Annotated in this window: 6 protein-coding genes; all 6 read left to right on the forward strand. The window is 72.9% G+C overall.

Annotated features, from left to right (window positions below):
- The first annotated feature begins 129 nt into the window (after positions 1-129).
- The 6 genes from ABZ862_RS17870 to ABZ862_RS17895 all read left to right on the forward strand — a co-directional run bounded on the left by ABZ862_RS17870 (position 130) and on the right by ABZ862_RS17895 (position 7,119).
- Complete coding sequence (locus ABZ862_RS17870) at positions 130-594, forward strand: (2Fe-2S)-binding protein (protein WP_360958934.1); 465 nt, start codon at positions 130-132, stop codon at positions 592-594.
- Positions 591-1,574 (forward strand): FAD binding domain-containing protein, encoded by a 984-nt coding sequence (locus tag ABZ862_RS17875; RefSeq protein WP_360958936.1) that lies wholly within the window; start codon positions 591-593, stop codon positions 1,572-1,574. Before ABZ862_RS17870 ends, ABZ862_RS17875 begins: the two co-directional genes overlap by 4 nt.
- Positions 1,571-3,739 carry a xanthine dehydrogenase family protein molybdopterin-binding subunit gene (locus tag ABZ862_RS17880; protein WP_360958939.1) on the forward strand — a complete coding sequence of 723 codons (2,169 nt, stop codon included), beginning with the start codon at positions 1,571-1,573 and terminating at the stop codon, positions 3,737-3,739. Before ABZ862_RS17875 ends, ABZ862_RS17880 begins: the two co-directional genes overlap by 4 nt.
- Positions 3,733-4,707, forward strand: a complete 975-nt coding sequence (locus tag ABZ862_RS17885) for an XdhC family protein (protein ID WP_360958941.1) — start codon at positions 3,733-3,735, stop codon at positions 4,705-4,707. Before ABZ862_RS17880 ends, ABZ862_RS17885 begins: the two co-directional genes overlap by 7 nt.
- Positions 4,708-5,113: 406 nt before the next feature.
- Positions 5,114-6,010 (forward strand): AraC family transcriptional regulator, encoded by an 897-nt coding sequence (locus ABZ862_RS17890; protein WP_360958944.1) that lies wholly within the window; start codon positions 5,114-5,116, stop codon positions 6,008-6,010.
- Positions 6,007-7,119 (forward strand): low temperature requirement protein A, encoded by a 1,113-nt coding sequence (locus ABZ862_RS17895; RefSeq protein ID WP_360958947.1) that lies wholly within the window; start codon positions 6,007-6,009, stop codon positions 7,117-7,119. The genes ABZ862_RS17890 and ABZ862_RS17895 overlap by 4 nt, the downstream gene beginning before the upstream one ends.
- The last annotated feature ends 111 nt before the right edge of the window (positions 7,120-7,230 follow it).

Consider the following 7,230-nt stretch of genomic DNA (forward strand, 5'->3'; position numbering starts at 1 on the left):
GGCCTATGACGTCCACGGCGCAGAGCTGCGCCAAGGCGATCGTTTCGTTCCCGGCAATGATCAGATTCGGCATCCGGATGATCGAATCGATCTAGGACCGAGCCCCGGGCGGGGCCAAAGATGTTCCGCATGGCAGAAACCAACCATGAGGTACGGCTCGAGGTGAACGGGCAGCCCGTCACCATGCGGGTGGAGGCGGGCCTGACCCTCCTCGACGCGCTGCGCGACGAACAAGGCCTGACCGGCACCAAGAAGGGCTGCGACCAGGGGGCCTGCGGAGCCTGTACCGTGCTGCTCGACGGACGGCGGGTGGTGTCCTGCCTGGTCCTGGCCGTGCAGTGCGAGGGACGCGCGGTCACCACCGTCGAGGGGGACTTCCCGCGCAAGCAGGAGGTCACCGACGCGTTCATGCGCCATGACGCGCTGCAGTGCGGGGCCTGCACGCCGGGACAGATCATGTCGGCGACCGCGCTGCTGCACGAGGGGCGGGCCGGCTCCGACGCGCAGATCCGGGAGTTCATGAGCGGGAACCTGTGCCGCTGCGGCGCCTACCCGAACATCGTCGCCGCGATCCGCGAGGTCGCCGCCCGATGACCGGTTTCGACTATCACAGGCCCACGGAGGTGGCCGCCGCGGTCGCGTTGGTGCGGGGCGAGCCGGACGCGGCCTACCTGGCCGGCGGCACCACCCAGCTCGACCTTCAACTCAAGGACCGGGTCGTCGCGCCGACCCGGCTGGTGGACATCGCCAGGTTGCCGTTGCGGCAGCTCACCAGGGCGCCCGACCGGCTCACGGTGGGCGCCCTGGTCACCATGGAGACCCTGGCCACGGCCGCCGAGGCCCCTGCCGTGGTACGCCAGGCGCTGCTCGCGGGAGCCTCCACGCAACTGCGCAACCTCGCCACGATCGGCGGCAACCTGATGCAGCGCACCCGGTGCCGCTATTTCCGGGACCCGCAGGTGACCTCGTGCAACAAGCGCACCCCCGGTTCCGGGTGCGCGGCGGTCACCGGGGTGCCACGCATGCACGCGATCCTCGGCGCCGGCCCGGACTGCATCGCGTTGCACGCCTCCGACCTGTGCGTGGCTCTGGTCGCGCTGGAGGCGAGCGTACGGGTCGAGGGCGCCGACGGCACGTACACCGTCGCCGTACGCGACCTGCATGTCCGGCCGGGGCAGCGGCCGGACATCGAGACCGTGCTGGCCCACGGTGACCTGATCACGGCCGTGGACATCCCGCTGCCGGCGGCCGGAACAGGCTCGGCGTATCTGAAGGTCCGGGACCGCGCGTCCTACGAATTCGCCCTCACCTCCGCCGCCGCGGTCCTGCGGCTCGACGGCGGGGTCATCGCCGCGGCGGGACTGGGGCTCGGCGGCGTCGGCACGGTGCCCTGGTGGTCCGCCGAGGCCGAGACGAGCCTGATCGGCCGCGAACCCACCGCCGAGACCTTCCGCGCCGCCGCCGAACTCGCGGTCGCCGATCCGTTCACCACACCCGGCACCGGGTTCAAGGTGGAACTCGCCAAGCGCACCCTGGTCCGCGCCCTGCGCACCGCCGCCGAGGAGGCACGTTGAACCGCGTCGACGCTCCCGCCAAGGTCAGCGGCACGGCCCGCTACCCGGCCGACGAGACCCACCCCGGCCTGGTGCACGCCGTCCTCGTGCCCGCGGCCGTCCCGGTCGGGCGCATCACCGGCATCGACACCTCCGCCGCGCTCCGGGCCCCCGGCGTGCTGGCCGTGATCACCCACGAGAACGCCCCGGAGATCAACGACCTTCCGCCGTACGCGTTCGGCCCGTCCCCCCGGAATCCTCTCGCGGACGCGACCGTCCGGCATCACGGCCAGTACGTCGCCGTGGTGGTAGCCGGTACCCGCCGTCAGGCCGCCGACGCGGGACGCCTGCTGGAGATCGCCTACGAGCCCGGCCGTCCCGTGGTCGGCCTCGACGACCCGGACGCGGAGGTGCTGACGAACCCGTTCGGCCTCGAGTCCACGCTCGGTGACGTGGCGGAAGCGTTCGCGACTGCCGAGGTGGTGCTCGACGAGACCTACGGCACCGCCCCGCAGGCTCCCAGCCCGATGGGTTTGTTCGCCACCGTCGCGCGGTGGGACGGCGACCGGCTGACCGTGCACGATTCGACCCAGTGGCCGCTCTTTGTGCGTACGGCGCTGAGCACGGCCTTCGGGGTGCCCGAGTCGGACGTACGCGTGCACTGCCGGTATCTCGGCGGCGGGTTCGGGGCCGGTCTGCGGGTCTGGCCGCACACCGTGCTCGCCGTTCTCGCCGCCCGGACGGTGGGCCGGCCGGTCCGGATCGTGCTGGACCGGCCGCAGATGTTCGCCTCCCTCGGTCATCGCGCGGCGTCCCGGCAGCGGTTGCGGATCGCCGCCGGCCGCGACGGCCGGTTGTCCGGCATCGAGCACCGGGTGACCACCACCGTCGGTGTCGACGAGGCGAACATGAGCTTCATCGTCACCGGCACCGCAGACGCCTACGACTGCCCGAATGTCGCCACCCACGACCGGCAGGTGCGCCTGAGCATTCCCAACCCCGGACCGGTTCGTGCGCCGGGGCACGCCGAGCTCAACTTCGCCGTCGAGTCCGCGATGGACGAGCTCGCGCACCGGCTCGGGCTCGATCCGATCGAACTGCGGTTGCGCAACTTCAGGTCCGCGCACCCGGTCACCGGCCTGCCGTGGGCGAGCAACGCGTTGCGGGACTGCTACCGGGCCGGCGCCGACCGGTTCGGCTGGCGGGCCCGCGATCCCCGGCCGCGTTCCACCCGTGACGGCGACACCCTGGTCGGGTGGGGCATGGCCGGCGCCAGCTTCGTCTGGTTCGCGGGCCCGTGCGCGGCCCGCATCACCCTCGACGCGCAGGGCTGCGCCACCGTCGCGAGCGTCGCCCCCGACCTCGGCACGGGCACCGCCACCGTCGTGACCGTGCTGGCGGCACAGCGGCTCGGCCTGCCGGCCGAGCGGATCCGGGTCCTGCTGGGCGATTCCGACCTGCCGGCGTCTCCCCCGGCCGGCGGGTCGGGCCTGGCGATGTCGGTGACGGGCGCGGTCGACGCGGCGGCGGACGAACTGATGGACAAACTGGCCGACCTGGCCGTCACCGACGAGCGTTCTCCGCTGTACGGGCAGGATCGCGAGGACCTGGTCGCCGCGGACGGCGGTCTGTGGCGCAAGGGCGTCGGTGAGACGTACCAGGAGCTTCTTGCCCGGCATGACCTCGAGGAGCTGACGGTCGAGGCGGCCAGCGACCCCGCCTCGGGTCTCGCCGACCGCGGGCTGACTCCGTCAGGCCCCTACGCCGCGCACTTCGCCGAGGTGCGCGTGGACGAGCAGCTCGGCACCGTGCGGGTCAGCCGGCTCGTGACCGCTGCCGACGCGGGCCGGCTGCTGAACGAGAAGACCGCCCGCTCGCAGATCCAGGGCGGCGTGGTGATGGGCCTGGGCATGGCGCTGCTGGAGGACCTCGCGTACGACCGGGACACCGGGCGGCTGGCCAACGGCACACTCGGCGACTACCTGGTTCCGGTCAACGCCGACGTGCCCGACCACGAGGTGCTGTTCGTCGGTGCACCCGACCCGCTCAACCCGGGCGGGGTGAAGGGCCTCGGCGAGATCGGCGTCGTCGGTGTGGCCGCCGCTGTCGCCAACGCCGTGTTCCACGCGACCGGCATCCGGGTGCGTTCCCTGCCCGTCACCCTCGACAAGCTGCTCGCGTGCTGAACGAGGTATGGCCGTTCGTCGAAGCTCACCACGGCGCGGGCGAGCGCGTGGTCCTCGCCCGGCTCGTGGACCGCGACGGCCCCGGGTCACGGCCGCTCGGCGCCACCATGGCGGTCGCCGTGAACGGCGACTGGACGGGTTCGGTGTCCGGCGGCTGTGTGGAGGGGATTCTGCTGAGCGCGGCCCGGGAGGTGCTCGACGGCGAGCCACCGCACCTGACCACGGTCCGTCCCGGGGACGAACTGCTGCCCTGGGAACCCGCCCCCGCCTGCTCGTCCGCGCTGCGCATTCTCATCACACCGGCCCCGCGCGGCGAGGTGGCCGTCCGGATCGGGCAGGCGCTGACCCGCGGTACGGCTCTGACCGTCGGGTGCGAGCTCGAATCACCGCACCGCTGGTCCACCGACCCCGCGACGCTGTACGGGCCGCTGTTCGTCGAGGAGCTGACACCCCGCCCGCGGCTGGTGCTCATCGGCGCCACCGACCTCGCCGCGGTCACGGCCGCGATGGCCCGGCCACTCGGCCGGCGGGTGCTCGTGCTCGACCCCCGTCCCGACTACGCCCGCCCCGAACGCGTCCCGCACGCCGAAGTCGTCATGGCCTGGCCGCAGCGGTGGCTCGCCGCGAACCCGCTCACCGCCGCCGACGCCGTGCTGGTGATCAGCCACGACCCCCGCATCGACGACCCCGCGATCCGCGCCGCCCTCACCGGCGCGGCCGGATACGTGGGCGCGCTCGGCAGCCGCGCCACTCACGAGGCCCGTCTGCGCCGCCTCGCACCGGTGCGGGACGAGCGGCTTGCCGGGCCCGCGGGGCTGGACCTGGGCGGGGCGAGCCTGGCCGAGACGGCACTGTCCATGATCGCCGAGATCGTGGCCGTCGTCCACGGTCGACCCGGTGGCAGACTGCGCGACAGCCGTTCCCCGATCCGCCAGACGCTCCGAACGGCTGCCAGGTACACGACCTGACCGTGCGTCGAGCTCGTCCAGGGGCTCAGTGTCCCGGGGTGGTCTCGCACGGATACGCCGGCCCGCGGGTGACCACCGCAACGTTCCCCCGGCCCGGAAAGATCGAGGACCACCTGGTCCGGCGCTTCACCTCGGCAGCCGGTTGGGGTGGTCGCCGGGCCGGGCGGCGACATCGGTCCGTCGCTGGTCGAGGTGGTCCGCCGCGCGGCCCTGGTCGCCGAGCGCACCACCTCGGTGCTGCCGAGCCCCGGTGAGGACCGTCGCGGCCCGACCCCGTGCCCGGTTTCCGTCCTGCGGGCGGTCCTGGCCCCGCCACGGGGCCCGGCCTCAGACCGATTCGATCATCCGGATGCCGAATCCGCTCATCATGTCAGAATGACGCGATCACCATGGCACACTCTGCGCCGTGGATGTCCTCGACGATTTGCGTGACCTGGTCCCCCGGCTGTGCAAGGAGACTTTGCCGGGCAGCCGGTTGCCCGGCTCGATCGTGGTGACGAGCAACGAGGAGAGCAGGCCGTACTGCTCGGAGTTCGACCCGATGGTCGCCCTGGTGATCGCGGGCGAGAAGCGCACCATGCTGCCGGGCCGCGAGTTCGTCTGCGGCCCCGGCGACTACCTCGTCTACTCCCTGGAGCTGATGGTCACGGCCCAGGTCACCCGCGCCGACCCGTTCATCGCCGTCGGTGTGCTGCTGCGCCCCGAACTGATCGCCGAACTGCTGCTGGAGGCCCCGGATCTGTCCGTGCCCGCGGGGTCCGGTCTCGGTCTCGGGCAGGCCCCGGCGGACCGGGACCTGCTCGGCGCGATGTTGCGGCTGCTGCGCCTGAACAACAGGCCCCGCGACTTCGCGATCCTGGCGGCCGGGATCGAGCGGGAACTGCATTGGCTGTTGCTGACCGGCCCGCTCGGCGGCCTCGTCCGCCAGGTCGGCCGCAGCGACACCCGCTACATGACCGCCCGGCGCGCCGCCCGCTGGATCGACGACCACTTCGACCGGCCCATGCGGGTGGAGGACCTGGCCCAGCACGTCGGCGTGAGCGTGCCCACCCTCAACCGGTACTTCCGGGAGGTCACCACGATGAGCCCGGTGCAGTACCAGAAGCAACTGCGCCTGCAACGGGCCCGGATCCGCCTCATCGCCGCCCCCGACGACGTCGCCGAGGCCGGCCATTCCGTAGGGTACGAGAGCCTGTCCCAGTTCAGTCGCGAATACCGCCGCCTGTTCGGTGTCCCGCCCGGCGAGGACGCCCGCAACGCGCGCCTTTCGGCGTCACCGCCCGGACCGGCGGACCCTCGATGAGGCTCGTCGGAGACTTCCGGGTCTCGGCCCTGGAACTCTTCCTCGACGTGGTGTTCGTCCTCACGGTCGCCCAGCTGTCGGACCACCTGCACGAGGACCTGCGACCCGGCGAGATCGCCCGGGCCGCCCTGATCCTGGCCCTGGTCTGGTGGATGTACGCCGGATACGCGTGGCTGACCAACGCGATCCCGCCGAACAGCACCGGCAGCCGTACCCTGCTGCTCGCCGGTATGGCGGGCTTCCTGCTGATGGCGGTCGCGGTCCCGGAAGCGTTCGGCGAGGACGGCCGGCTGTTCGGCGTGGGCTACTCGGTGGTCGCGGTGGTGCACGCGGCTCTGTTCCGGGTCGAGGCCATGCGTACGGTCACCTTGCTCAACCTCGCGGCGGCGGTGCCGGTGCTCGCCGGGGGCTTCCTGTCCGGCCCGTGGCGGCCCCTGTGCTGGCTCGCCGCTCTGCCGCTGCACCTGCTGGCCGGGTTCAGCCGCCGCGCCCGGCCGCATTCGATCGCGCCAGGCCACTTCGCCGAACGGCACGGCGTCATCGTCATCGTGGCGCTCGGCGAGTCGGTCGTGGCCGTCGGCCTCGGCCTGACCGGCACGCATCCGGGCCCCGGCGAGATCGGAGCCGCGCTGCTGGGCCTGGCCATCGCCTACTACCTGTGGTGGTGCTATTTCTCCGGCTCCGACGAGCGGGTCCGGCGCGAGCTGTCCGACGCGGCCCCGGGCCGGCAGGCCCGGCTGGCGTTGACCGGTTACGGTTTCGCCCATCTGCCCCTGCTGTTCGGCATCGTGCTGGTGGCGGCCGGCCTGCACCGGGCCGTGGGGCACCCGTTCGAGCCGTTGCCCCGGGCGGACGCCGGCGCCCTGGCGGTCGGCGCCGCGCTCTTCCTGGCCGGGCACGGCGTGCTCCTGAGGGTGTTCCGGCTGCCGGGCGCGCCGTACCGATTCGGCGCGGCGGTGCTGGTGACGGCCACGGCGGCGCTCGGCCCGCTGACGGCGATCGCCCAGCTCGTCGCTCTTCCGGTGGTCATGGCGGCGATGGCGATGGCCGAGGATCTGCCCCGGGCGCGGCGTGCCGGCCATACCGGAATCGACGCGCTCGGCGGGTGACTCCCCGCCGACGCCGCTGTGACAGGCCGTCGGCCCGGATCCGGGCGACGCCGATCACCAGGTCGGCGGTGCGGGCGAGTTCGTCGGCGACGGCGGTACCGGTGTGGCCGA

Source organism: Streptomyces sp. NPDC047000, from assembly GCF_040644295.1.
Lineage (GTDB): Bacteria > Actinomycetota > Actinomycetes > Streptomycetales > Streptomycetaceae > Streptomyces.

Excerpts from the sequence above, each read along its gene's own strand:
- ABZ862_RS17895 (WP_360958947.1), top strand. The coding sequence starts at position 6,007 with ATGAGGCTCGTCGGAGACTTCCGGGTCTCGGCCCTGGAACTCTTCCTC.
- ABZ862_RS17870 (WP_360958934.1), top strand. The coding sequence starts at position 130 with ATGGCAGAAACCAACCATGAGGTACGGCTCGAGGTGAACGGGCAGCCC.
- ABZ862_RS17875 (WP_360958936.1), top strand. The coding sequence starts at position 591 with ATGACCGGTTTCGACTATCACAGGCCCACGGAGGTGGCCGCCGCGGTC.